This is a genomic window from Streptomyces sp. NPDC127098, from assembly GCF_042722465.1.
GTDB lineage: Bacteria > Actinomycetota > Actinomycetes > Streptomycetales > Streptomycetaceae > Streptomyces > Streptomyces millisiae.
The window spans coordinates 56,213-78,439 of sequence record NZ_JBHXFJ010000038.1 but is presented as its reverse complement, the minus strand read 5'-3'; the positions used below and the strand labels follow the sequence as shown (position 1 = coordinate 78,439).

General features: G+C 73.7%; 21 protein-coding genes and 1 pseudogene. 17 read left to right on the top strand and 5 right to left on the bottom strand.

The genetic code is table 11. The features are described 5' to 3' along the window. The 8 genes and pseudogenes from ACFWI8_RS22960 to ACFWI8_RS22925 form a co-directional block, all read left to right on the top strand. Positions 1-359 (top strand): annotated as a pseudogene (locus tag ACFWI8_RS22960) (prenyltransferase); the annotation flags it as partial. Further along, positions 356-1,201 (top strand): sugar phosphate isomerase/epimerase family protein, encoded by an 846-nt coding sequence (locus tag ACFWI8_RS22955; protein ID WP_387094653.1) that lies wholly within the window; start codon positions 356-358, stop codon positions 1,199-1,201. The pseudogene ACFWI8_RS22960 and the gene ACFWI8_RS22955, both read left to right, overlap by 4 nt. Next, entirely contained in the window at positions 1,198-1,815 is a 618-nt protein-coding gene (locus ACFWI8_RS22950; protein ID WP_387094651.1) for an EboA domain-containing protein, read from the top strand. Before ACFWI8_RS22955 ends, ACFWI8_RS22950 begins: the two co-directional genes overlap by 4 nt. Continuing rightward, the gene (locus ACFWI8_RS22945; protein ID WP_387094649.1) at positions 1,815-2,684 is read left to right on the top strand and encodes a TatD family hydrolase; all 870 of its coding nucleotides are present in this window, start codon (positions 1,815-1,817) and stop codon (positions 2,682-2,684) included. Before ACFWI8_RS22950 ends, ACFWI8_RS22945 begins: the two co-directional genes overlap by 1 nt. Positions 2,685-2,717: 33 nt before the next feature. After that, positions 2,718-3,908: a metabolite traffic protein EboE gene (gene eboE / locus ACFWI8_RS22940; protein WP_387094647.1), complete on the top strand. Its 1,191-nt coding sequence runs from the start codon at positions 2,718-2,720 to the stop codon at positions 3,906-3,908. Beyond that, on the top strand, positions 3,905-5,287 hold the full coding sequence (locus tag ACFWI8_RS22935; RefSeq protein WP_387094645.1) for an alkaline phosphatase family protein: 1,383 nt from the start codon (positions 3,905-3,907) through the stop codon (positions 5,285-5,287). The genes eboE and ACFWI8_RS22935 overlap by 4 nt, the downstream gene beginning before the upstream one ends. 43 nt (positions 5,288-5,330) lie before the next feature. After that, complete coding sequence (locus ACFWI8_RS22930) at positions 5,331-5,900, top strand: Chromate resistance protein ChrB (protein ID WP_311598418.1); 570 nt, start codon at positions 5,331-5,333, stop codon at positions 5,898-5,900. Beyond that, positions 5,897-7,054 carry an MFS transporter gene (locus ACFWI8_RS22925; protein WP_387094643.1) on the top strand — a complete coding sequence of 386 codons (1,158 nt, stop codon included), beginning with the start codon at positions 5,897-5,899 and terminating at the stop codon, positions 7,052-7,054. Before ACFWI8_RS22930 ends, ACFWI8_RS22925 begins: the two co-directional genes overlap by 4 nt. A 13-nt stretch (positions 7,055-7,067) precedes the next feature. On the opposite strand, the gene ACFWI8_RS22920 is transcribed toward ACFWI8_RS22925, so the two are convergent. The 4 genes from ACFWI8_RS22920 to ACFWI8_RS22905 all read right to left on the bottom strand — a co-directional run bounded on the left by ACFWI8_RS22920 (position 7,068) and on the right by ACFWI8_RS22905 (position 10,534). After that, complete coding sequence (locus ACFWI8_RS22920) at positions 7,068-8,576, bottom strand: helix-turn-helix domain-containing protein (protein WP_387094641.1); 1,509 nt, start codon at positions 8,574-8,576, stop codon at positions 7,068-7,070. Positions 8,577-8,708: 132 nt separating this feature from the next. After that, entirely contained in the window at positions 8,709-8,867 is a 159-nt protein-coding gene (locus ACFWI8_RS22915; protein WP_387094639.1) for a hypothetical protein, read from the bottom strand. 17 nt (positions 8,868-8,884) lie between these two features. Then, positions 8,885-9,463, bottom strand: a complete 579-nt coding sequence (locus ACFWI8_RS22910; protein WP_387094637.1) for a hypothetical protein — start codon at positions 9,461-9,463, stop codon at positions 8,885-8,887. 186 nt (positions 9,464-9,649) lie between these two features. Further along, positions 9,650-10,534 carry a LysR family transcriptional regulator gene (locus ACFWI8_RS22905; RefSeq protein ID WP_387094635.1) on the bottom strand — a complete coding sequence of 295 codons (885 nt, stop codon included), beginning with the start codon at positions 10,532-10,534 and terminating at the stop codon, positions 9,650-9,652. Between the two features lie 70 nt (positions 10,535-10,604). Here ACFWI8_RS22905 and ACFWI8_RS22900 point away from each other — a divergent pair, with 70 nt between their 5' ends. The 3 genes from ACFWI8_RS22900 (at position 10,605) to ACFWI8_RS22890 (ending at position 12,255) form a co-directional block, all read left to right on the top strand. Beyond that, positions 10,605-10,988, top strand: coding sequence for a YybH family protein (locus ACFWI8_RS22900; RefSeq protein WP_387094633.1), 384 nt, complete (start codon positions 10,605-10,607; stop codon positions 10,986-10,988). 64 nt (positions 10,989-11,052) lie between these two features. Beyond that, positions 11,053-11,880 carry a transporter substrate-binding domain-containing protein gene (locus ACFWI8_RS22895; protein WP_387094631.1) on the top strand — a complete coding sequence of 276 codons (828 nt, stop codon included), beginning with the start codon at positions 11,053-11,055 and terminating at the stop codon, positions 11,878-11,880. A gap of 9 nt (positions 11,881-11,889) precedes the next feature. After that, positions 11,890-12,255, top strand: a complete 366-nt coding sequence (locus ACFWI8_RS22890) for a PH domain-containing protein (RefSeq protein ID WP_311598433.1) — start codon at positions 11,890-11,892, stop codon at positions 12,253-12,255. Positions 12,256-12,261: 6 nt separating this feature from the next. On the opposite strand, the gene ACFWI8_RS22885 is transcribed toward ACFWI8_RS22890, so the two are convergent. Further along, positions 12,262-13,695, bottom strand: coding sequence for a glycoside hydrolase (locus ACFWI8_RS22885; protein ID WP_387094629.1), 1,434 nt, complete (start codon positions 13,693-13,695; stop codon positions 12,262-12,264). 125 nt (positions 13,696-13,820) lie between these two features. Between ACFWI8_RS22885 and ACFWI8_RS22880 the strand changes: the two genes are divergently transcribed. The 6 genes from ACFWI8_RS22880 (at position 13,821) to obgE (ending at position 22,084) form a co-directional block, all read left to right on the top strand. Then, positions 13,821-14,378 (top strand): GNAT family N-acetyltransferase, encoded by a 558-nt coding sequence (locus ACFWI8_RS22880; RefSeq protein WP_387094627.1) that lies wholly within the window; start codon positions 13,821-13,823, stop codon positions 14,376-14,378. A 112-nt stretch (positions 14,379-14,490) separates the two neighbouring features. Continuing rightward, positions 14,491-15,294 carry a TIGR03936 family radical SAM-associated protein gene (locus tag ACFWI8_RS22875; RefSeq protein WP_387094625.1) on the top strand — a complete coding sequence of 268 codons (804 nt, stop codon included), beginning with the start codon at positions 14,491-14,493 and terminating at the stop codon, positions 15,292-15,294. Positions 15,295-15,498: 204 nt separating this feature from the next. Then, positions 15,499-19,644, top strand: a complete 4,146-nt coding sequence (locus ACFWI8_RS22870) for an Rne/Rng family ribonuclease (protein ID WP_387094623.1) — start codon at positions 15,499-15,501, stop codon at positions 19,642-19,644. A 246-nt stretch (positions 19,645-19,890) separates the two neighbouring features. Beyond that, entirely contained in the window at positions 19,891-20,220 is a 330-nt protein-coding gene (gene rplU / locus ACFWI8_RS22865; RefSeq protein ID WP_387094621.1) for a 50S ribosomal protein L21, read from the top strand. Between the two features lie 14 nt (positions 20,221-20,234). Continuing rightward, positions 20,235-20,495: a 50S ribosomal protein L27 gene (gene rpmA, locus ACFWI8_RS22860; RefSeq protein WP_311598442.1), complete on the top strand. Its 261-nt coding sequence runs from the start codon at positions 20,235-20,237 to the stop codon at positions 20,493-20,495. A gap of 134 nt (positions 20,496-20,629) precedes the next feature. Beyond that, positions 20,630-22,084, top strand: a complete 1,455-nt coding sequence (gene obgE, locus ACFWI8_RS22855; protein WP_387094619.1) for a GTPase ObgE — start codon at positions 20,630-20,632, stop codon at positions 22,082-22,084. The last annotated feature ends 143 nt before the right edge of the window (positions 22,085-22,227 follow it).

Sequence of the window (22,227 nt, the reverse complement as noted above, 5' to 3'; positions counted from 1 at the left end):
GTGCCGGCGCGCCGGGCACGGCCGCCGCCGCGGGCGGCGGGCCGGCCGGTCGCGTCACCGCGCTCGGCGACGCGGCCGTGCCGGCCGCAGGCCACACCGCAGGGCGGCTCGTCGCCGCCGCAGGCGGCCTCGTGGCGGCCGTCGCGTACGCCCGGTCCGTCGGGCGCCCGCAGCTCGCGGCCGTGCGGGCGGCGGGGGACGCGCATGCCGCGCGGGGCGCCACCGGCGCCGGCGTGCGGGGCGGCATCGGCCTCCAGGCCGCGCTGGCCGCCGGCGCCGGCGCGCCGGTCGTCGCCGCCGCCCTGTCGGCGCTCGGTCCGCTCGCCCGTCTCGCCTCGCGAAAGGTGTCCCCGACATGACCGGCCTCCGCTTCGGCTACGGCACCAACGGCTTCGCCAACCACCGGCTCGACGAGGCCCTGGCTGTCATCGCGGGACTCGGCTACGACGGTGTCGCGCTGACCCTGGACCACCCGCACCTGGATCCCTTCGCGCCCGATCTCGCGGCCCGCACCGCCGCGTTGGCGCGCCGTCTCGACCAACTCGGGCTCGGCGTCGTCGTCGAGACCGGGGCGCGCTACGTCCTCGACCCCTGGCACAAGCACGAGCCCACCCTCGTCTCCGCCGAGAGCCGCGATCGCCGCGTCGACTATCTCGGCCGGGCCGTCCGGGTCGCCGCCGACCTCGGCGCCGACGCCGTCTCGTTCTGGTCCGGGACGCTGCCCGCCGGCACCACCCCCGAGGAGGGCTGGCGGCGCCTGACCACCGGCACCGCCGAGGTGCTCGAGACGGCCGAACGGCACGGCGTGGTCTGCGCGTTCGAGCCGGAGCCCGGGATGTTCGTCGACACGCTCGGCGGCGTCGCCGAACTACGCCGCCGGCTCGGCGACCCGGCCGCGCTGCGGGTGACGATCGACCTCGGGCACACGGTGTGCAACGAGGACGCGTCGACGGCGGACTGCGTGCGCGGCGTCGGCCCGCTGCTCGCCAACGTGCAGGCCGACGACATGCGGCGCGGCACGCACGAGCACCTGGAGTTCGGCGACGGCGAGATCGACCTGCCGGCCGCGCTCGGCGCCCTGCGCGAGACCGGCTACCGGGGTCTGGTCGCCGTCGAGCTGCCCCGGCACGCGCACGCCGCGCCCACCGTCGCCGCCCGCGCGCTGGAGGCGCTCCGCAAGGCCGAGGCGGTGACCCGGTGAGCGCCGAGCAGCTGGATGAACGATTCTTCAAGCTGGCGACCGAGGTTGCCACCGATCCCAACCGGCTCAGGGCCCTCTTCCCCGCGGTGGGACGGCTCGTCGGTCGGGGCCCGACCGATCCGGACGACCCGGAGGGGCTGCGCGTGCCCCGGATCGAGGACCGGGCCCGGGCCGCCCTGGTGGCCGCCGTCGCCGCGTCCAGCCGTCTCTCACCGACCGAACTCACCAACCTGCTCACGGAGTTGTACGAGGACGGCGACGGCGACGAGAAGCGCGCCGTGCTGCGCGCCCTCGACGACGTCGACATCCCGGGACTGCTCGGGCTCGTCGAGGACGGGTTGCGCAGCAACGACCCGCGCCTGGTCGCGGCCGCCATGGGCCGGTACGCCGACCGCCACCTCGGCGCGGACGTCTGGCGGCACGGCGTGCTCAAGTGCCTGTTCGTCGGCGTGCCGTTGGACGCCGTCGCCGCCTGGACCGGCCGCGTCGACGACGAACTCGCCCGCATGACCGCCGCGTTCGTCGCCGAACGGGAGGCCGCCGGCCGCCCCGTGCCCGAGGACGCCCGCCGCATCCTGGCCCTGTACCGCCCGCACTTTGAAGGAGAGCGCTGATGCGCATCTTCGACCCGCACATCCACATGACGTCCCGCACCACCGACGACTACCAGGTGATGTACGACGCGGGCGTGCGCGCCGTGACCGAGCCGGCGTTCTGGCTCGGTCAACCCCGCACCTCCGTGGGCTCGTTCAAGGACTACTTCGACGGCCTGGTCGGCTGGGAGCGGTTCCGGGCCGCCCAGTTCGGTATCCGGCACCACTGCACCGTCGCCCTCAACCCCAAGGAGGCCAACGACCCACGCCTCGCCGGGGTGCTGGACCTGCTGCCGCGCTACCTGGCCAAGGACGGCGTGGTGGCGGTCGGCGAGACCGGCTTCGACTCCATGACCGAGGCCGAGGAGACCGTCTTCGTCCGCCACCTCGGCCTCGCCGCCGAGTACGGCCTGCCCGTGCTGGTACACACCCCGCACCGCGACAAGGCCGAAGGCACCCGCCGCAGCCTGGAGTTGGTCGCCGCCTCCGGGCTGCCGCCGGAGATGGTGCTCATCGACCACCTCAACGAGGTGACCGTCGGCCTGGTCGCCGAGTCCGGCTGCTGGATGGGCTTCTCCATCTACCCCGACACCAAGATGGACGAGCACCGCATGGTCAAGGTCCTCGCCGAGTACGGCCTCGACCGGATGATCGTCAACTCGGCCGCCGACTGGGGCCGCAGCGACCCGCTGAAGACCGCCAAGACCGGCGCCGCGATGCGCGAGGCCGGCTTCGCCGAGGACGACGTGGACCGGGTGCTGTGGCGCAACCCGGTGGCTTTCTACGCCCAGAGCGGCCGGCTGCTGCTCGACGAGGCCGGCGACGGGGCGGCGGACGCCGCCGCCACCTTCGAGGGCAACTCGATCCTGCGCGGCCAGCGGCCGGCCTGAGACACCGAGCCCGAGACACCGAAAGGAGCCGCCATGACGTTCCGGCACCGCGACGGCACCCGCGTGCACCTCGCGTACTGCACCAACGTCCATCCGGCCGAGGACGCCGAAGGGCTGCACCGCCAGCTGCGGGTCTTCGGCGCCGGCGTCCGCGCCAGGCTCGACGCGGACCGGATCGGCCTCGGCCTGTGGCTGCCCGCGCCGCTGGCCGCCCGCCTCGCCGCCGAGCCGGCCGAACTCGACCGACTGCGAAGCGCCCTGGACGAGCACGGCATCGAGGTCGTCACCCTCAACGCGTTCCCCTACCGCGGGTTCCACGCCCCCGTCGTCAAGAAGGCCGTCTACCGACCCGACTGGACCGAGGAGGAGCGGCTCGGCTACACCCTCGACTGCGCCCGGGTGCTGACCGGGCTGCTGCCCGACGACGCCGCCCGCGGCAGCGTCTCCACCGTGCCGCTGGCCTGGCGCGAGCCCTGGGACGCGGGCCGGCACGGCGCCGCCCGCGCCATGCTCGACCGGCTGGCCGAAGGGCTCGCCAAGCTGGAGGCGGAGACCGGCCGCACCGTCCGCGTCGGCCTCGAACCGGAACCCGGCTGCATCGTCGAGACCGTGACCGAGGCCGTCGAGCTGCTGGCCGGCGTCGACACCCGGCGGATCGGCGTCTGCCTCGACACCTGCCACCTCGCCGTCGCCTTCGAGGACCCGGCCGGCGCCGTGGCCGCACTCGCCGAGGCCGGCCTGCCCGTCGTCAAGGCGCAGGTCTCGGCGGCCCTGCACGCCGCCGAGCCGGCTGACACCGACACCAGGGCCGCGCTGGCCCGCTACACCGAGGACCGCTTCCTGCACCAGGTCCGCGAACTGCCCCCCGGCGACGGCGCGGTGGCGGCCCGCGACGACCTGCCCCAGGCGCTGGAAGGGCCCGCGGCGCTGCCCGGCAGCGGCCCCTGGCGAGTGCACTTCCACGCCCCGCTGCACCAGCGCCCCGAGCCACCGCTGGACACCACCACGGACCACCTGGAGCGCACCCTGGCCGAACTGTTCGCCGGGCCCGAGGCGCGCACCGACCACCTGGAGGTGGAGACCTACACCTGGTCCGTGCTGCCCGAACGGTTCCGGCCCACCGGCGACGCCGAGCTCGCCGCCGGACTCGCCGCCGAACTGCGCTGGGCCGCCGGCGCGTTGGGTCGCGCCGGCCTGACCGAGACCGAGAAGGAGACGGCATGACCACCGCCCGACGCGTCCTGCTGCTCGACGTCGTGGGCCTCACCCCACGGCTGCTGGAACACACCCCCAACCTGCGGGCCGTCGCCGAACGCGGCTGGCAGGCCGAGCTGGAGACCGTGCTGCCCGCCGTCACCTGCTCCGTGCAGTCCTCCATGCTCACCGGGCTGCCGCCCGCCGGGCACGGCATCGTCGGCAACGGCTGGTACTTCCGCGACCTCGGCGAGGTCCACCTGTGGCGGCAGCACAACCGCCTGGTGGGCGGGGAGAAGGTGTGGGAGACCGCGCGCCGCGCCCAGCCCGGCTACAAGGTGGCCAACGTCTGCTGGTGGTACGCGATGGGCGCCACCACCGACTGGACCGTCACCCCGCGCCCGGTCTACCACGCGGACGGCCGCAAGTCCCCCGACTGCTACACGCGACCGACCGAGCTGCACGACGAACTCACCGAGGAACTCGGCCCGTTCCCGCTCTTCCAGTACTGGGGGCCGACGGCGTCGCTGCGCTCCAGCGAGTGGATCGTCGCCGCCACCCGCCGCCTGATGCCGCGCGCCGACCTGACGCTGTCCTACGTGCCGCACCTCGACTACGACCTCCAGCGGTACGGCCCCGACAGCCCACAGGCCGCCCGCGCCGCCGCCGACGTGGACCGGGTCCTGGCGCCACTGCTGCGGGACGCGCGGGAGACCGACACCCGGGTGGTGGTCGTCAGCGAGTACGGCATCACCGCCGCCAGCCGCCCGGTGCACGTCAACCGGGCGCTGCGCAGGGCCGGGCTGCTTGAGGTCTACACCCAGGAGGGCATGGAGTACCTGGACCCGTGGGCCTCCCGGGCCTTCGCGGTGGCCGACCACCAGGTGGCGCACGTCTACGTCGACGACCCGGCCGACGTGCCGGCCGTCGCGAAGCTCTGCGCCGACCTGCCGGGCGTGGAGCAGGTGCTGGACCGCGACGGGCAGGCCAGGTACGGGCTCGACCACGAGCGCTCGGGCGAGTTGGTGTTGGTCGCCGAGTCCGAGTCGTGGTTCAGCTACTACTACTGGCTGGACGACGAACGGGCCCCCGACTTCGCACGCGGCGTGGAGATCCACCGCAAGCCCGGCTACGACCCGGCCGAGCTGTTCTTCGACCCCGCCGACCCCCGTGCCAGGCTGCGCGCCGGCGTCGGCCTCGCCCGCAAGAAGCTGGGGCTGCGCTACACCACCAACGTCGTCCCGCTCGACGGCCGTTGGGTCGGCGGCACCCACGGCCGCCTCCCCACGGACCCGGCGGACGGACCCGTGCTGCTCTGCGACGCCCCCACCGGTCAACGCGACCGGATCGCCGCCACCGAGGTCCGCGACCTGGTGCTGGACCTGGCGGGGCTGCCGACGAAGCCGTGACGGGCGCTTCCGATCATGATGTAGCAGGCGTTACATTGCCCAGGTGGAAGACGTAACGCGGGCCCAGTGGGTCGTGCTCATCGTGCGGTTGCCGGCGCAGCCCTCGCGACACCGGGTCGCGGTGTGGCGGGAGCTGCGTCGGGTCGGTGCCCTCTCGCTCGGCCAGGGGGTGTGGGCCGCGCCCGAGGTGGCCGTGTTCGCGGACGGCATCGAGCGGGCCGTGGCCATGACGGAGCGGGCCGGCGGCGAGGCCGTGGCGCTGCGCGCCGGCGGGCGTGGCCCGGCCGACGCCGAGCGGCTGCGGGACATGTTCGCGGCGGCGCGCGCCGAGGACTGGGCGGAGTTCGTCGCCGACTGCGGCAAGTACCTCGCGGAGCTGGAGAAGGAGACCAGGCAGGCCAAGTTCACCCTGGCCGAACTGGACGAGGAGGAGCAGAGCCTGGAGCGGCTGCGCCGCTGGCACCGCGACCTCAGGGCCAAGGACGTCTTCGGCTCCCCGGGCGCCGCCGAGGCAGAGGAGCGGCTGGCCGCCTGCGTCCGCCGCTTCGAGGAGTACGGCGAGCGGGTCTTCGCCCATCTGCACGCCTTCGACGCACCGGGGGACGGGGCATGAGAACCGCCATGTGGCCGCTGTACGCGGCCGGCTTCACCACCGCGTTCGGCGCGCACGGCATCGCCGCCAACCTCGGCCAGGGCGAGGAGGACCTCGCGACCTCGCTCCTCTACCTCGGCCTGCTGCTCGCCCTCTACGACGGCGCCGAGGTCGTGCTCAAGCCGGTGTTCGGCACCCTGGCCGACCGGGTCGGCGCCCGGCCCGTGCTGCTCGGCGGGCTGGTGGCGTTCGCCGCCGCCTCCGCGCTGTTCGTGGTGGTGCGCGATCCCGACTGGCTGTGGGCGGCCAGGCTCGGTCAGGGCGCGGCGGCCTCCGCCTTCTCGCCGGCCGCTTCGGCGCTGGTCGCCCGCCTCAACCCGGCCGCCAGGCACGGACGGGCGTTCGGCTCCTACGGCTTCCACAAGTCCGTCGGATACACCGCGGGGCCGCTGCTCGGCGGCGCGCTGATCTGGCTCGGCGGCCTCACCCTGCTCTTCGCGGTCCTCGCGGCGCTGGCCGCCACGGTGGCGGTGTGGGCGGCCCTGGCCGTCCCCGCCGTGCCGCCGCTCCCCAAGGAGCGCCAGACCGTGCTCGGCCTGGTGCGGCGGCTCACGGACGGCGCCTTCCTGCGGCCGGTGGCTGCGCTCGCCGCCGCCACGGCCGCGCTCTCCGCCGGCGTCGGCTTCCTGCCGCTCTCCGGCGCCGCCGCCGGCCTCACCCCGCTGGCCACCGGCGCCGCCGTCTCGGTGCTCGCCGCCTGCGCGGCCTTCACCCAGCCCTGGGCCGGCCGCCGACTCGACGGCGGCCGACTGACGACGCGGTCCGGGCTGATGGCCGGCCTGCTGGTGACGGCCGCCGGCCTCGGCGCCGCGACGCTGCCCGGCGCCGTCGGCGTCCTCGCCGGCGCCGCCCTGATCGGCGCCGGCACCGGCGTCATCACCCCACTCGGCTTCGCGGCCCTGGCGGCCGCCACGCCCAGGGAACGCCTCGGCCAGACCATGGGGACCGCCGAACTCGGCCGCGAACTCGGCGACGCCGGCGGCCCCCTGCTGGTGGCGGCCATCGCCGCCACCGCGACCCTGACCTGGGGCTACGCCGCCCTGGCCTTGCTGACCGCGCTCCTGCCCCTCACCCTCCGTACGAGGCCCATGCCGGCCCCGACACAGGTGGCCTGATCGCCGTGCCCCGTCAGGCCACCGTGAGCACCGGGGTGTCCTGGGAGATGCGGAGGGCGTGGACGAGGTCGTGGACGCCGGATCCGGTGTCGCTCAGCAGGGCGCGGTGCAGCAACCGCTCCGCCGCGCGAACCCGAGCCCTGACCGTGTTCCGGCTGATGCCCAGGCTGGTGGCGGCCCGCTGGGCGTCGGTGTCGGCGCCGATCCAGGCGCGCAGGGTGGCGTCGAGGTCGCGGTGACCCGCCTCCCGCAGCGGGCTGAGGAACGCCTCGGCCCACACGACGGCGGGCTGGGCGCGGAACAGCTCCTCCAGGGTGGGCGCCGACCGCTCGACGTCGCCACCCGCGTCGAGCGGGTGGCCGGCGATGCCCAGTGCCAGGGCGAGCGCGGCGCGCGAGCTGACGTCGTTCAGGTCCGTCCCGAGGGCTTCCTCCGCGCGTCGGACGTGGGCCCGAACCGTGTTGCGGCTGATGCCGAGCAGGCGGGCGATCCCCGCCTGCGGCACGTCGGTCGCGAGGCGCGTCACGTTGATCGTGAGTCTGGGCGCTGAGCTCAACGGTCGCAGGAAGGCACGGGCCCAGGCGAGAGCCTCCCGCTCAGGGAGCAGGTGGACGAGCGGTGACTGGCCCTGGTAGTCGGCGACCCGGCTGGGACTGTCGCGGGCCACCGCAAGCGCGTTGGCGGCCTGGGCGTACGCCTCGGCCGTCGCGGCCAGCGGATGCGTGCCGCTGATGCCGAGGGTGTACCGGGGGTTCTCACGGACCAGGCGGAGCAGAACCTCGCGGTGGCCGCGGGGGGCGGCGGCGTCCGCTGCCAGGACACAGATCAGATGGTGGCTGTAGACGGGACAGCGCACCAGCAGGTCCGGGCCGTGGAAGCCTTCGGCGTCCTGGTAGGTCTCGGAGATTCGGTCCCGGTCGACCGGCCCGCACCGCAGCAGGTAGACCCGGACGGCGGCGGCGTCCAACACCGCCGGGACGGCGCCGGCCATCATCCGTCGGGCCAGGAACGGCTGCCCCTCCATCAACGCGCTCAACACGGCGAACCGTAACTGCCGCGCCCGATCCCGGACGCTCCTGGACATCGCGGCGGCCTCGCGCGTCGCGTGCAGCGCGGCCAGCACGCCGCAGGCGGCCGGGACCAGCGAGCGTGACTCCTCGCTCGGCGCCGACGAGTCGATCACGACCAGCACCGGATGCGGCACCCGCGGCCCGATGGCCTCGCAGCGCACCCGCAGCCCGCCGGACTGTTCGGCCGCCGTCGCCAGGTCCCCCAGGGCCAACCGGGGGAACACCCGCGCCAGCCAGTCGGGCATCCGCCGTGGGAACCCGGCGGTGCCGGCCGCCACGACCCCGCCACCCGTCAGAAGACCGACCTCGGCATTGGTCCGCCGCCCCAACCACTCGACGACCTGACCGACGTCCGGCGCGGCGTCCCGGGACATCTGCCGCGTCAACTCGCGCAGCAACTCCCGCTCCGCCCCGACCCCCTGCCGCGGCGTCTCCTCGTCATGCTCGGCCATACTCCGCCCCCTTTGTCCCCTCCTCCCCCCAGGGGACCACAACACCGGCCGCCCTTCCAGACCACGACCCCCCGGCCGCCGGCCGCTGGGCTGGCGACGGGGGGCCGACAGGCGTGGGCGAAAGCCGTCCCGTCAGTCGACGTGCTTGTCGGACTTGGGCCAGCCCCCTCCGTTCGGATGAGTGTCGGACTTGGGCCAGGTGTCCTTCGGCCAGTTGTCGGCCGCCGCCGGGCCCGCCGCGACGGCGAGCGCGGCGATGGTGGCGGCGATGACGAGTGCGACGTGTCGCATGGTTTCCTCCGTTGGTCTCAGCTCAGCTGGAAGGAGCTGGCGCGGTTGTTCCAGTTCAGCACCGTCGGGCAGTCGCCCTGTCCGGAGCCGTTGAGGTTGGTGCAGTGGTCGATCCAGCCGGACCGGGGCCCGTCGGGGTTGTTGTTGACCCAGTCGGAGAGCCTGACGTCGCACTGTTCGTGCGTGATCAGCGAGCTGATGGAGTCGTTCATGGAGACGCCGTCGGGGTTCGCGATGTTGTAGGTCAGTTGGTAGAGCGACGGAATGGCGTAGTCGACGTCCCCCGTGGTGGCCGTGCAGGGAGAGTCGCCGTAGAAGTAGGCGTACGGGCCGTCGGTGTTGAGCCCCACCCAGTCGTAGACCTCCAGCACGATCAGGGCGGCCTGTGCGTCGACGTAGGCGGTCGCCTCGTCCTCGGTCTCGAAGCAGAGGCTCTCCTGAGCCAGGTCATCGAGGTCGATCACGCAGTGTGCGCCGTCCGGGTCGGCGGCCGGCGCCGCCGCGGCGGCCGAGCCGGCGGTCGACACCGTCACCGCCAGGACGGCGCTGGCCGCCATCGCCAGGCCCGCTAACGGGAGGCGCTTCCGTACGGTCATGTCCCCTCCTTGGTGTGCTTCGACTGATGACTTCGACTGATGACGGGGCCCCGGTAGGCACGAGCGTAGGGAGGCGGCGAGGGCGCCACCACGGTGCACGGTGGGCAGTCGGACCGGGTGGGGTGGGCACGGCGCTCAAGCCGATCACGGTCGACGACACGGTGTCGGGCCGAACCGCCGCCGCGGCTACCCGGCCGGAGGCCACTCGCGGTGGACGGCCGTCAGGAAGGCGCGGGTGGCGGCGCTCGCCGGGTGTTTCCAGACCATGGCCAGCAGGGCTGGCGTGTCGGCGTCCTCGATGACGCGCGCGGTGAGGCGGTCGGCGTAGGCGGGGGCCATGGACTCGCTCAGCACGGCCACGCCGAGGCCCCTGGCGGCCAGGTCGGCGATCGCGTCGGCGGCGCCGGCCTGGAGGGCGATCGTCGGCCGCAGGCCGCGCGCCGCGCAGGCGTGGTCGAAGGCGGTGCGCAGGCCGGTGCCGCGCGGCATGCAGACGACCGGATGCTCGGCGACCAACCGCAGCGTCAGCCGGCGGCGACCGGCGAGCGGGTGGTCGGGCGGCACGGCGGCCACCAGCCGCTCGCTGAGCAGCGTCGACGAGCCGAGGTCCGCCGGCGCCGCCTCCGCCGCGCCGATCAGCGCCACGTCGAGCGTGCCGGCGCGCACGCCCTCCGCCAGCCGGTCGGAGCCGTCCTCCAGCAGGGAGACCGTCACCCCGGGATGGGCCCGGTGGAAGGCGGCCAGCGCCTCGAACAGCGGGGTGAGGGTGCAGCCGACGACCATGCCGAACGTGAGCCGGCCCCGGATCAGCCCGGTCACCTCGCCCACCGCCTGGCCGACGGAGGCCGCCGCCGCCAGCGCCGCCCTGGCCGGCTCCAGCGCGGCCTTCCCCGCCACGGTGAGGGTCACCGCCCGCGCCGAGCGGTCGAAGAGCTCGGCGCCCAGCTCCCGCTCCAGCTGCCGTATCTGGGCGCTGACCCCGGACTGGCTGATGTTCACCCGCTCGGCCGCCCGGGTGAAGTTCCGCTCCTCGGCGACCGCCACGAAGTACTCGAGCTGCCTCAGTTCCATGACCAGAAATTCTAGTTGCCAGCAGAAGCAGCTGTTGGACTTCTGGTCGCCCGGGAGCCAGGCTGGGGACATGACCGAGAACACCACGGACTACGACCGGTACGAGAAGGCCATGCGCCCCGAGGACATCACCCGGTTCTTCGTCGAGCGCTCCAACGCCGGCGACGCGGCCGGCGTCGCCGCGCTCTACGAGGAGGACGCCGTCCTGGCCTACCCGCCGGGCCAGCGGACCGTCGGGCGGGAGGCCATCCGCGCGCTCTGGGAGAAGGTGCTCGCGGGCCGCCCGCACTTCGAGCCCGAGCCGCCGCTGCCCACGCTGGTCAGCGGCGACCTGGCCCTGACCGCCACCCCGCCCAGGGACGAGGCGGGCGCCAGGGCCCAGGTGGTGCGCCGCCAGCCGGACGGCAGCTGGCTGCGCGTCCTCGACCAGCCCGAGTTCGTCCAGCCCCAGTGATAACGCCCCTTCCCGTGGCCATACTTGGCGGCGATCCAGCCACCCCCACCGGGAAGGGGCCGCCATGCGCCCGCTCCACCGCCGCACCGCTCTCTCCGCGCTCGCCCTCACCCTCGCCACCGCCGCCGGTGGCGCCGTCGTCGCCACCGCGGGGGAGCGGCCCGGCCGGCCGCCGGCCGACCGCACCCTGCTCGACGAGGTGCGCGCCAGCGGCGAACTGCGCGTCTGCACCACCGGCGACTACCGCCCCTTCACCCATCTCGACCCGGCCACCGGCGAGTTCACCGGCATCGACGTCGACATGGCCGCCGACCTCGCGGAAAGCCTCGGCGCCGAGGCGGAGTTCGTGCCCACCACCTGGGCCGAGCTGCTCGACGACCTGACCTCGGACGCCTGCGACATCGCCATGGGCGGGGTCTCCGTCACCCTCGACCGCGCCCAGGAGGCGTACTTCAGCGTGCCCTACCTCGTCGACGGCAAGGCCCCCATCGCCCGCTGCGAGGACGCCGACCGGTACCGGACCCTGGAGGACATCGACCAGCCGGGCGTCCGCGTCATCGTCAACCCAGGCGGCACCAACGAGCGGTTCGTGAACGAGAACATCGAACGGGCCACCGTCGTCCGGTACCCCGACAACACGACCATCTTCGAGGAGATCGTCGCCGGCCGCGCCGACGTGATGATCACCGACGGCAGCGAGACCCGCTACCAGGAGACGCTCCACCCCGAGCTGTGCGCCATCGCCCCCGACGACCCCTTCACCTTCGCCGAGAAGGCGTACCTGCTGCCGCGCGGCGACGAGGAGTTCCGCGCCTACGTCGACCAGTGGCTGCACCTCGCCCTCAACGACGGCACCTACGACGGTTACGCTGCCGAGTGGCAGAACAACTGAGGGGGCGCCATGGCACTGTTCGGCAACGCGCACGCGATCGACCCGGCCCAGGCACACCAGGAGTACGCGCGGCTGCTCGGCCCGCAGGAGCAGGTGCTGGCCGCCTACCTGCTGATCCGGGACACCATCCTGCTGACCGACCGGCGGCTGATCCTCGTCGACAAGCAGGGCATCACGGGCCGCAAGATCGAGTACCACTCGATCCCGTACAAGAGCATCAGCCACTTCGCCGTCGAGACCGCGGGCCACTTCGACCTCGACGCCGAGCTCAAGATCTGGCTCTCCGGCAACCCGACCCCGATCGAGAAGACCTTCACCAAGGGCGTCGACATCTACGAGGTGCAGGCCATCCTCACGCAGTACGTCGCCCGCTAGGGCCGGTCAGCGGTCCAGCACGATCGTCGTCAGTGAGCGCGGCGGCAGTTCCACCGAGAGCCTGCCGCCCGCCACGCTCGCCCGGCCGGTCCGCTCCAACGCGTGCGTGTTGTCGGTCAGATAGACGTCGCCGCGGGCCGGGCCCCGCACCCCCGACACGTCGAAGGACTGGCGCACCGGCGCCGCGTCGTGGTTCAGGATCTCCACCACCCGGCTGCCGTCCGCGTTGCGGAAGGCCGTCACCTCGACCGAGTCGTGCCCGGACGCGGCGTCCACCCGCACCGCCTCGGGCCGGATGAACCTGCTGTACGCGGCGAGCGCCCAGAGCCGGGACGAGACGTGGTAGTCGGGTCCGTCCAGCTGGATCGCCGCCCTGGTCGTGCCGATCGACGCGCCGAACCAGTACAGGTACGCGTTGACCCCGGCGTCCGCGAGCGCCTCGTGGACGTCCTCGGCCAGGCTCATCCCGTCGTACCCGGTGCCGTCGTCCCAGCCCTCCGTCCACTGGTCGCCGGTCGGGTTCCACTCCGACATCCACACCGGCCGGTCGGTGGGCAGCGGGCTCGTCGCCGGGTTCCGGTACGGGTGGCCGGTGTGCAGGTCGACCAGCTCCGACGCCTCGGGGTGCGCCTCGATCGCCTCCGTGTAGGCCCGCTGCTCCGCCCAGCCGGCCGCGTCGCAGCAGGCCACGTTCATCCCGGCCAACTCGGACTCCGCCACCGTCCGGCCCAGCACCGCGGCCATGTCCGCCGCCTGCTCGGGGGTGAACCGCATCGACGCGTAGGAGGTCGTCAGGTCCGGCTCGTTGGTGAAGTTGAGGTCCGTGATGTCGATGCCCTCCCGGGCGTAGAAGCGCGCGTACTGCACCAGGTACTCCGCGTACGCCCGCCGCCAGTCGCCGCTCGCGCAGTCGGTGCCCGGCACCCCGCACAGCTCGCCGCCGTTCGCGTCCGAGCCGTTGGTCTTCATGTAGCCGGGCGCGCTCCACGCGTTGGCGTAGAACCGCTCGACGCCGTACCCCTGGGCCTCCCGCGCCAGCCACACCTGGCCGCCGTCGTCGCCGTCCCACTCGTAGCTCGGCTCCGCGTCGGGCCCGCCGGGGTCGGTGGGCTGGATGGACCGCATGTGGTCGTAGACGTCGTCCGCCGAGGAGCCGATGCCGAGCCGCAGGATGCTGAAGCCGGCCCCCGACTCCCGGTCGAACAGCAGGTCGAGGACCTCCCGCTGGTGCTCCGGGGTGAGACCGCGCGCGCCGTGCATCACGTCCGCCCGCTGGAACGCCTGGGAGATGCCGAAGCCGTCGATGGCCTGCCGGTCGTCGCGGAAGTCGATGCTTCCCCTGGCGCCGACGGCCCGGCCGTCGCCCGACTCGGCCGTCGCCGAGGCCATCGGAAGCAGTGACGCCGCCAGCGCCGCCGCCAGCACGGTGCGGACTCTCATGCGAACTCCCCAGGTTGGTCGTCGACTTGGCCCGATGGATCAGCCTCTTGGCCTGCCCCGAACGCGTCAATCCCCCGGGGGCGAGATCGTTGATCTGGTCCCGCCCCCTGACGCAGGATGGGACCGTGCCCGAGCTCGTCAGACCCACCACCGCCGTCCACGCCTCGTACCTGGAGGCCGTGGCCGAGTTCCAGGCCGAGGGGCGCGGCGCCCCCGACGACGACTCCCTGCTCGGCCGCGACATCCGCACCTACGGCCGGCACTGGCACGAGCCGGCCGGCTTCGCCGCCTTCGTGGCCGCCACCGTCGCCGACGCCGAGGAGGACACGCCGCGCCCACCGGGCTTCGTCCCCTCCACCGTGCTGTGGTGGATCGACGGCGACACCTTCATCGGCCGACTCTCCATCCGCCACCGGCTCACCCGGCGGCTGCTCGACTGGGGCGGCCTCATCGGCTACGACGTGCGCCCCACCGCCCGCCGCCGCGGCCACGCCACCGCCATGCTGCGCGCCTCCCTCCCCGCCGCCCGCCGCCTAGGACACGAGCGGGTTCTGGTGACCTGCGACCACGACAACGTCGCCTCCCGCAAGGTCATCGAGGCCAACGGCGGCGTCTTCGAGGACCGCAGGGCGGAGAAGCTCCGCTACTGGATCGACACCGGGGGCCAGAGCGGCCTGGCGTAACCTGGACAGCAGGCAACGACTCGCGACCGGCCACGCCACTCGCGATCCGCGACCAAAAGGACTGAGAGAACTGGGCAAGCGACAGCCCGTAGGCCCGGCGCCCGCACCGGCGGTGCAGCGCGTACGACTGCGGTACACCAAGCGGGGCCGCCTGCGGTTCACCAGCCACCGGGACTTCCAGCGGGCCTTCGAGCGCGCACTGCGCAGGGCAGAGGTCCCCATGGCCTACTCGGCGGGCTTCACACCGCACCCCAAGGTCAGCTACGCCAACGCCGCGCCGACGGGTACCGCGAGCGAGGCCGAGTACCTGGAGATCGCCCTCGCCGAGCGGCGTGATCCCGAGGAGCTCAGGGCCAGCCTGGACGCCTCGCTGCCGCCCGGCCTCGACGTCGTCGACGCCGTCGAGGCCCGCACCCCGGACTTCGCCGAGCTGCTCAACGCCTCCCGGTGGGAGCTGCGGCTCGACGGCGTCGACCCGGCCGAGGCCGACCGCGCCGTCGGCGTCTTCCTCGCCCAGGAGACGGTCGAGGTGCGGCGGCAGACCAAGAAGGGCCTGCGCGCGTTCGACGCGCGAGGCGCCGTGGTCTCCCTGACGGCACTGGAGCCCCAGGAAGCCCGCCAGCGCCAAATCGGTGGGTCCGATGGGCCTGACCCCACACTTTGTGCGATACTGCGGCTGGTAGTACGGCATCACACACCCGCCGTACGACCCGACGACGTCCTGTCCGGCCTCCGCGCTACGGCCGACCTGGCGCCGCCGGTCCCCGCAGCGGTGACCAGGCTGGCGCAGGGGCCGCTCGATGAGGAGACCGGCACGGTGAACGACCCGTTCGCGCCTGACCGCGACGCTGTCTTGGCCGCCTCACCCACGGCCGCCGGACAGCAGGCCGCGGCGGCGCCGGGGATCACCGGATAGCGATGCCGTTGCCGCGCCGCCTAACCACCAGGTGCCAGGGAGCCACTCGGGTCCGGTAGTTCCGGGCGACGCACCGACCAGGAGACTTTCGCCGAAGCCGGGCCCAGCGGGTCCGGAACCGGCGAGCTACACGACAGCTCCCGAGCGGCGCCGCCCGTTGTGACCGGTGAAGCGCCCGGGAGCGTGGACGGGAGAAACGCCCGCATGCACGAGCCCAACGAGCCCGCCGTCGAGGCGAGCGACAATTCGACTACACCGAGTGACGTCCTTCCCCCGCGCCGTCGCGCGTCTGCTCCTGCCGGAGCGAGCGGCTCGAAGGGCCGCGGGTCCGCGGAGCCGGATGCGGCGGGGGCGGAGCAGGCCGCCACGGACGAGGCCCCGCGCAAGCGGCGGCGCGTGACGCGCGCCACGGCGTCGGCCGAGCCGACGACCGAGCCCGCCGCCGAGGAGACCCCCGAGCCGGCCGCTGAGCCGCGCAAGCGGCGCCGTGTGACGCGCGCGGCGGCCGCGCCCGAGCCGGTCGAGGCGGCGGAGGAGTCCGCCGAGCCGCAGAGGCGGCGTCGGACGACGCGTGCCGCGGCGGCGTCTGAGCCGGTGGCGGAGCCGGCGCCTGCCGCCGAGGAGACTCCCGAGCCGGCCGCTGAGCCGCGTAAGCGGCGGCGTGCGACGCGCGCGGCGGCCGCGCCCGAGCCGGTCGAGACGGCGGAGGAGTCCGCGGAGCCGCAGGGGCGGCGTCGGACGACGCGTGCCGCGGCGGCGTCTGAGCCGGTGGCGGAGCCGGCGCCTGCCGCCGAGGAGACTCCTGAGCCGGCCGCCGAGCCGCGTAAGCGGCGGCGTGCGACGCGCGCGGCGGCCGCACCGGAGCAGGCGGAGGCCGAGCCGGCGGAGCCCGAGCACGTGGTAGCCGCGTCCGAGACCGCCGAGCCGGCGGAGCCGCGCAAGCGGCGCCGTGCGACACGCGCGGCGGCGTCTGAGCCGGTGGCCGAGCCTGCGCCTGCCGCCGAGGAGACCGCCGAGCCGGCGGAGCCGCGCAAGCGGCGCCGTGCGACGCGGGCCGCGGCCGAGCCGGCGGTTGAGGCCACGCGGCCCGAGCGACCCGCGGTTGAGGCCACGCGGCCCGAGCGACCCGCGGTTGAGGCCACGCGGCCCGAGCGACCCGCGGTTGAGGCCACGCGGCCCAAGCGACCCGCGTCCGAGCCGGACGCGTTCGATGTGACGCGCGTCGAGGAGCAGCCCGCGCCGGCGCTGCTCGGACGGCCCGTCTTCCAGGCCCCGGTTTTCCAGGCGCCCATGTTCCAGACTCCGCAGCGCGCCGCCGAGGAGGCCGCCGAGGCCGAGGCCGAGGTCGAGGTGCTGACCGAGGACGAGGAGGAGCAGGAGCAGGAGCCGGTGCTCGACGAGTCGCAGGACGTCGTCGAGGAGGACGAGGACGAGGACGAGGCGCACGCCGACCGGCCCGCGCGCCGTCGCCGGCGCGGCGGTCGTCGTCGCCGCCGGGGCGAGACCGCCGAGCGCGCCGCCGAGCAGGCCGCGGAGGTCGCCGACGAGGAGCCGGCGGCCCGCGCCGCGGAGCCCGTCGAGACCGAGCCCGAGGTGGAGGAGGAGACCGCCGAGGCGGAGTCCGAGGAGGACCAGGAGGCCGGCGGTGGCTCGCGTCGTCGCCGGCGGCGCCGTCGCCGCAGCGGTGAGAGCGGCGAGGAGGCGACCGGCACCGACGACCCGGAGCGCACCGTCGTCAAGGTCCGCGAGCCGCGTCGCAAGCGGGAGGAGAACGAGGCCCCCGACGGCGTGCAGTCCATCAAGGGCTCGACCCGCCTGGAGGCCAAGAAGCAGCGCCGCCGCGAGGGCCGCGAGCAGGGGCGTCGCCGGGCGCCCATCATCACCGAGGCCGAGTTCCTGGCCCGCCGGGAGGCCGTCGAGCGGGTGATGGTCGTGCGGCAGCAGGGCGAGCGCACCCAGATCGGCGTCCTCGAGGACAACGTGCTGGTCGAGCACTTCGTCAACAAGGAGCAGTCGTCCAGCTACGTCGGCAACGTCTACCTCGGCAAGGTGCAGAACGTGCTGCCCTCGATGGAGGCGGCGTTCGTCGACATCGGCAAGGGCCGCAACGCCGTGCTCTACGCCGGCGAGGTCAACTTCGAGGCGCTCGGCCTCGGCAGCGGCCCGCGCCGTATCGAGTCCGCGCTGAAGTCGGGGCAGCCGGTCCTGGTGCAGGTCACCAAGGACCCGATCGGGCACAAGGGCGCCCGCCTCACCAGCCAGATCTCGCTGCCGGGGCGCTACCTGGTCTACGTCCCCGAGGGGTCGATGACCGGCATCAGCCGCAAGCTGCCCGACACCGAGCGCGCCCGGCTGAAGCAGATCCTCAAGAAGATCGTCCCCGAGAACGCCGGCGTGATCGTGCGCACGGCCGCCGAGGGCGCGAGCGAGGAGGAGCTGACCAGGGACGTCGAGCGGCTTCAGGCCCAGTGGACCGAGATCCAGAAGAAGGCCAGGAAGGGCAACGCGCCGTCGCTGCTCTACGGCGAGCCCGACATGACGGTCCGGGTGGTCAGGGACATCTTCAACGAGGACTTCTCGAAGGTCATCGTCAGCGGTGACGAGGCCTGGGAGACGATCCACGGCTATGTCTCGCACGTCGCGCCCGACCTCGCGGACCGGCTCCAGCGGTGGACCTCCGAGGTGGACGTGTTCGCCACCTACCGGATCGACGAGCAGCTGATGAAGGCCCTCGACCGCAAGGTGTGGCTGCCCAGCGGCGGCTCGCTGGTGATCGACCGGACCGAGGCGATGGTCGTCATCGACGTCAACACCGGCCGGTTCACGGGCCAGGGCGGCAACCTCGAGGAGACGGTCACCAGGAACAACCTGGAGGCGGCAGAGGAGATCGTGCGGCAGCTGCGCCTGCGTGACCTCGGCGGCATCATCGTCATCGACTTCATCGACATGGTGCTGGAGTCCAACCGGGACTTGGTGCTGCGGCGACTGCTCGAGTGCCTGGGCCGGGACCGGACGAAGCACCAGGTGGCCGAGGTCACCTCGCTCGGCCTGGTGCAGATGACCCGCAAGCGGGTCGGCCAGGGGCTGCTCGAGTCGTTCTCCGAGCCGTGCGTGCACTGCAACGGGCGCGGCGTGATCGTGCACGTCGAGCACGTGCCGACGGCCGGCGGCGGTGGCGGCAAGAAGGGCCGCAAGCGGGGTCGTGGAGCGGAGGCGGGCGCCCCTGCCGAGGCGGTCGGTCCGAAGGAACCGGAGGCCGTGGCCGTGGTGCCGGAGCCGGTGGGCCCGATCGAGCCGAGCGAGCCGGTGACCGAGGAACCGGTCGAGCCGGTGGTGTCGCTTGAGTCCGTCGAGACCGAGCCGATCGAGCCGGAGGTGGCGGAGCCGAGGCGTCGCCGCCGGGTGACGCGGAAGGTGAGCGCTCCGGCCGGGCCGCCGAAGGCGGCCGAGGCGGCCGAGGTCGTTGCTCCCGAGCCGGAGGCGGCTGCCGTGCCTGAACCGGAGGCGGAGGCCGCGCCGCGGGGGAGGCGTCGGGTGACGCGCAAGGCCAGTGCGCCGGCCGGTCCGCCGAAGGCGGCCGAGGTCGTCGAGGAGCAGCCGGTTGTGGTGGCCGAGCCCGAGCCCGAGCCTGAGGTCGTCGTGCCTGAGGCTGAGGCTCCCGCGCGGCCGAGGCGTCGGGTGACCCGCAAGGCCAGCGCGCCCGCAGGGCCGCCGAAGGCGGCCGAGGTGGTGGAGTCGGAGGCCGAGACCGTTACTCCGGCGCCGGAGCCGGCTGTCGTGCCCGAGCCGGAGGCGGAGGCCGCGCCGCGGGGGAGGCGTCGGGTGGCGCGGAAGGTGAGTGCGCCGGCCGGTCCGCCGAAGGCGGACGAGGTCGCTGAGCCCGAGCCCGCGCCCGAGGCTGAGGCCGTCGCGCCTGAGGCAGAGGCTCCGGTCCGGCCGAGGCGTCGGGCGACGCGCAAGGCCAGCGCGCCCGCCGGGCCGCCGGAGGCCGGGGAGGCCGAGGTCGTGGTCGTGCCCGCCGCGGAGCGGCCGGAGCGGCCCGCTGAGACCGTCGTCCCCGAGCCGCAGCTGACGGCCGTGGCCCCGCCGCCGCGGCGGCGGGTGTCGGCGCCGGCCGGGTCGCCCGAGGGCGCCACGGAGGCCGTGGTGACCGTCGTCGCCCCCGGCGCGGGCAAGAAGGCCCCGGCCAAGACCGCGAAGAAGGCGGCCAAGAAGACGGCGAAGAAGACCGCCGCCAAGAAGACCGCCAAGAAGGCGGCGGCGAAGAAGTCGACGGCCAAGAAGGCGAGCAAGAGCGCCGCGGCCGAGCAGTCGCAGCCGCCGTCGGTCTCCGCGCAGACCGGCGAGTAACGAAGGAAACCGCACGGCCCTCTCCCGGCTCGGCCCGGGGGAGGGCCGGCCCGCGTGGGGGGCGAATTTGACCCCCTTGTCGGCGCCTCCGTATTGTTGGCCGTCGGCATGTCACCAGGCAGGCCGATCGCTCCTGAGCAACTACCTTCCCGCGAGGCGCGCGGCGTCGCCGCTCGCGCCGGGGGAGAGGCCGGGTTCGCCCGTTGCTGGCGTCAGGGGTTCCGAATCGAGAAGAGGGAGTTCCGCGTGTACGCGATCGTGCGCACCGGCGGCCGTCAGCAGAAGGTCGCTGTCGGCGATGTCATCGAGGTCGACCGGCTGGCCGACAAGAGCGCCGGCGACACCGTCGAGCTCTCCACGCTGCTCGTGGTCGACGGCGAGACCGTGACCAGCGACCCGTGGGTGCTGGCCGGCGTCAAGGTCCAGGCGGAGGTCGTCGACCACCACAAGGGCGACAAGATCCGGATCCAGAAGTTCAAGAACAAGACCGGCTACCGCCGGCGGATGGGTCACCGTCAGCTGCTCACCCAGCTGAAGGTCACCGAGATCCCCGCCCCGGCCGCGAACGCGAAGTAAGGGACTTAAGGCAGATGGCACACAAGAAGGGCGCGTCGTCCACCCGGAACGGCCGCGACTCGAACCCCCAGTACCTCGGCGTGAAGCGCTTCGGCGGCCAGACCGTGAAGGCCGGCGAGATCCTGCTCCGCCAGCGTGGCACCCACTTCCACCCGGGCGCGGGCGTGGGCCGCGGCAAGGACGACACCCTGTTCGCGCTCCGCGCCGGCACGGTCGAGTTCGGCACCCACCGCGACCGCCGCGTCATCAACGTGGTCCTGGCCACGGCCGAGTAACCAGCGGCTTTCCACCGAGGGCGGACCGACTTCCCGGCACGGGCCGGGAAGAGCGGGTCCGCCCTCGGCGTTTCACCAGCGACTCACCAGCGACGTTCACCACATCACCGACCCCCGCCTGGAGGCACACCGTCATGACCACCTTCGTGGACCGCGTCGAGATCCATGTCGTCGCGGGTAACGGGGGCCACGGCTGTGCCTCCGTGCACCGGGAGAAGTACAAGCCGCTCGGCGGCCCCGACGGCGGCGACGGCGGGCGCGGCGGGGACGTGGTGCTGGTGGTCGACCGGGACGTGACCACGCTCCTCGAGTACCACCACCGGCCGCACCGCAAGGCGACCAACGGCAAGCCGGGCGCCGGCGGCAACCGCACCGGGGCGGCCGGCGAGGACCTGGTGCTGCCGGTGCCGGACGGCACCGTGGTGCTCGCCGCCGACGGGACGCCGCTCGCCGACCTGGTGGGCGAGGGCACCACCTACGTGGCCGGGCAGGGTGGCCGTGGCGGGCTCGGCAACGCGGCGCTGGCCTCGCCGCGCCGCAAGGCCCCCGGCTTCGCGCTGCTCGGCGAGCCGGGCGAGGAGCGCAGCATCGTCCTCGAGCTCAAGACCGTCGCCGACGTGGCGCTGGTGGGCTTCCCGAGCGCCGGCAAGTCCTCGTTGATCTCGGTGCTCTCGGCGGCCAAGCCGAAGATCGCCGACTACCCGTTCACCACGCTGGTGCCGAACCTGGGCGTGGTGACGGCGGGGTCCACCGTCTTCACCGTCGCCGACGTGCCGGGGCTGATCCCGGGCGCCAGCGAGGGCAAGGGGCTCGGGCTCGAGTTCCTGCGGCACGTGGAGCGCTGCTCGGTGCTGGTGCACGTGCTGGACTGCGCGACGCTGGAGCCGGGCCGTGACCCGCTGACCGACCTGGACGTGATCGAGGAGGAGCTGGCCAAGTACGGCGGCCTCGACGACCGGCCGCGGATCGTGGTCCTCAACAAGACCGATATTCCGGAGGGGCAGGATCTGGCCGAGATCGTTCGGCCGGATCTCACCGCTCGTGGCCTGCGGGTATTCGAGGTGTCGGCGGTCTCGCGCAAGGGCCTGAAGGAACTCTCGTACGGTCTTGCCGAGCTGGTCACCCGGGCTCGGGAGGCGCGGCCGAAGGAGGAGTCGACACGCATTGTGATCCGCCCGAAGGCCGTGAATGACGCCGGCTTCACGGTAACCGCCGAAGGTGAAGGTTTCTTCAGGGTCCGGGGGGAGAAGCCGGAGCGTTGGGTGCGGCAGACCGATTTCTCGAATGCCGAGGCCGTGGGCTATCTCGCGGACCGGCTGAACCGGCTCGGCGTCGAGGAGGCACTGGCCAAGGCCGGCGCCAGGGAGGGCGACGGGGTGGCCATCGGCGGGGACGACGACGCGGTCGTGTTCGACTTCGAGCCCGCCATGGTGGGCGGCGCCGAGATGTTGGGCCGGCGTGGCGAGGATCACCGGATGAACGAGGTGCGGCCCGCGGTGGAGCGGCGCAAGGAGCGTGACGCCCGCCGCCGGGAGGCCCGACAGGACACCGCCCAGCGGGAATTCGAGGAATTCGACCCATTTGACTGAGCGTGTCCCCCGTTCCCCGGTGGCATCCCTGAGTAACGCGCCAACATCACAAAGCGATAACAGTCGACAACGGTTCATCCGGTTTAGGGGTCAAGCTTCTACGGGGGTTAACCTTCTCCTCGCGTAGCCGACACCTTTTGATA

Excerpts from the sequence above, each read along its gene's own strand:
- ACFWI8_RS22900 (WP_387094633.1), top strand. The coding sequence starts at position 10,605 with ATGACCGAGAACACCACGGACTACGACCGGTACGAGAAGGCCATGCGC.
- ACFWI8_RS22915 (WP_387094639.1), bottom strand. The coding sequence starts at position 8,867 with ATGCGACACGTCGCACTCGTCATCGCCGCCACCATCGCCGCGCTCGCC.
- rpmA (WP_311598442.1), top strand. The coding sequence starts at position 20,235 with ATGGCACACAAGAAGGGCGCGTCGTCCACCCGGAACGGCCGCGACTCG.
- ACFWI8_RS22905 (WP_387094635.1), bottom strand. The coding sequence starts at position 10,534 with ATGGAACTGAGGCAGCTCGAGTACTTCGTGGCGGTCGCCGAGGAGCGG.
- ACFWI8_RS22910 (WP_387094637.1), bottom strand. The coding sequence starts at position 9,463 with ATGACCGTACGGAAGCGCCTCCCGTTAGCGGGCCTGGCGATGGCGGCC.
- ACFWI8_RS22925 (WP_387094643.1), top strand. The coding sequence starts at position 5,897 with ATGAGAACCGCCATGTGGCCGCTGTACGCGGCCGGCTTCACCACCGCG.
- ACFWI8_RS22935 (WP_387094645.1), top strand. The coding sequence starts at position 3,905 with ATGACCACCGCCCGACGCGTCCTGCTGCTCGACGTCGTGGGCCTCACC.
- eboE (WP_387094647.1), top strand. The coding sequence starts at position 2,718 with ATGACGTTCCGGCACCGCGACGGCACCCGCGTGCACCTCGCGTACTGC.
- ACFWI8_RS22945 (WP_387094649.1), top strand. The coding sequence starts at position 1,815 with ATGCGCATCTTCGACCCGCACATCCACATGACGTCCCGCACCACCGAC.
- obgE (WP_387094619.1), top strand. The coding sequence starts at position 20,630 with ATGACCACCTTCGTGGACCGCGTCGAGATCCATGTCGTCGCGGGTAAC.
- ACFWI8_RS22890 (WP_311598433.1), top strand. The coding sequence starts at position 11,890 with ATGGCACTGTTCGGCAACGCGCACGCGATCGACCCGGCCCAGGCACAC.
- ACFWI8_RS22920 (WP_387094641.1), bottom strand. The coding sequence starts at position 8,576 with ATGGCCGAGCATGACGAGGAGACGCCGCGGCAGGGGGTCGGGGCGGAG.
- ACFWI8_RS22870 (WP_387094623.1), top strand. The coding sequence starts at position 15,499 with ATGCACGAGCCCAACGAGCCCGCCGTCGAGGCGAGCGACAATTCGACT.
- ACFWI8_RS22885 (WP_387094629.1), bottom strand. The coding sequence starts at position 13,695 with ATGAGAGTCCGCACCGTGCTGGCGGCGGCGCTGGCGGCGTCACTGCTT.
- ACFWI8_RS22895 (WP_387094631.1), top strand. The coding sequence starts at position 11,053 with ATGCGCCCGCTCCACCGCCGCACCGCTCTCTCCGCGCTCGCCCTCACC.
- ACFWI8_RS22955 (WP_387094653.1), top strand. The coding sequence starts at position 356 with ATGACCGGCCTCCGCTTCGGCTACGGCACCAACGGCTTCGCCAACCAC.